The sequence below is a fragment of the Halobacillus sp. BBL2006 genome, from assembly GCF_000786645.1.
Taxonomy (GTDB): domain Bacteria; phylum Bacillota; class Bacilli; order Bacillales; family Halobacillaceae; genus Halobacillus.
In genome coordinates this window covers 1-1,762 of record NZ_JRNX01000460.1, presented here as the reverse complement: position 1 = coordinate 1,762, position 1,762 = coordinate 1, and the positions used below count along the sequence as shown (strand labels likewise).

Here is a 1,762-nt window from a genome sequence, read left to right as displayed (position 1 = left end):
AACTAAATTTAAAAGCCTCTCAAGAGTTTATAAACTCTTGAGAGGCTTTTAATTTATTCTTAAATAATCAGCCACTTATAATCTAGATGAATACAGATGTAGATCTTTAGTCAGCAGCTAATAACATGGGGAGAATCCATGGAAAAAAATTCTAAGTCTACGATTGTTTATATGCTTTAGTAGTCCCCAAGGGGCATTAAAGACTAAAGTGAAAGGGCGAGATAAGTATCAATAAGATGCCAGAATTCCTTTACACTTTTGTGATATAGTCGTTCATGTAATTGAGGATTAGATGATGGATCACTTCCTGATTGTGTTGTCGATAATTTTGCTTATGATAAAGAAAAAGGAGAACAAGTGGAAGTGGTGTGTCCTTTTTGTGAAGCACGATGGACATAGCGAAAGACGCCCCAAGAGACTAACCGATGCTTGGGACGGGGAGAAGGCGCGTTAGCGCTTTTATTCTTGTTATTCTAATGCATTCTCTTTAACGTATATAGAGACGGTAGAGCTTTTCACACGGAACTGCCCGAAGCCGTCCTTTGTAATTTTTACGCGTGAGGGATGGTTACCTGTTATGTCTATCCAGATTTGTCCAGCGAGTTTTTTTCCGACATACATGCGTTTTTTTCCATCATCACCATTAGTCATGACTACGGCACACCCTGATCCTGGAAAGTCCGAGACGCCTTTTCTCACCCAACCAATTGTATTTCCATGATCAAAATAGTCTTTTTGGTCACCGTAAGCGTAATGATATCTTGCATCTAAGATCGGATCAATTATATCTTTTTTACCTTGGATCGGATTTTCACCATTTATACCAATATAGTCTCCGTAAAACACGCATGGATAACCATCTTTACGAAGGAGGATGAGGGCATATGCCAAAGGTTTGAACCAGTCTTCCACCCAGGACTCCAAGGCTTCTTGAGGCTGCGAATCATGATTATCAACAAATGTTACTGCGTTCGTTGGATGAGTACCAACAAGGGTGTCTTCAAAAATTTTACTTAAATCATAATTACGACCAACCAGTGAAGCCTCGTGAAAGTGATAATGAAGACTTACATCAAATAAATCAATTTCGTAATCTACATAGTTTAAGAAGTTTTGACATGCTTCTAGGTCTGGCTTCCAAAACTCACCTACAAAATAAAAATCTTTTCCAAATTTCAAACGCATGGCATGAACAAAAACAGAGATGAATTTATGATTAATATGTTTAATCGCATCTAGCCGAAGGCCGTCGCATGTGGTTGTGTTAATAAACCATTCACCCCAGTAAAGCATTTCTGCTTGTACGGCTGGATGGTGGTAATCAATGTTAGCGAACATGAGATAATCATAGTTTCCAAATTCTTTATCAACATGTCTATTCCAGCGTTTATTGTCTCCTAATATTTGATAAATACCAATTCTATCTTCGTTGGCATCATAGTCCGTGCCGTTAAAATGGTAATGGGACCATTTAAAGGAGGAATGTTTCCCGTTTCGTGCAGGGAATGAAAACTTTGTCCATCCATCGATTTCAAAGGGCTCAGAGACCACTCTATATCGATCATTAGGATCTACTTCGATCACTTCAAAGCGCTCCGTATCATCGGCACCGGCTTTATGATTCATGACAACATCTGAGTAAACTTGAATTCCTACATTTTTACAAGCGACTATGCCTTCTAAGAGTTCTTGCTTCGTTCCGTATTTCGTACGAACTGTACCCTTTTGATCAAACTCGCCTAAGTCGTAATTATCATAAATT

1 protein-coding gene is annotated in these 1,762 nt (G+C 38.6%); it reads right to left on the bottom strand.

Annotation, left to right across the window (positions count from 1 at the left end):
* Window positions 1–468 precede the first annotated feature (468 nt).
* The coding region (locus tag LD39_RS13690) for an alpha-amylase (RefSeq protein WP_035547986.1) at window positions 469–1,762 on the bottom strand (1,294 nt) is incomplete at its 5' end.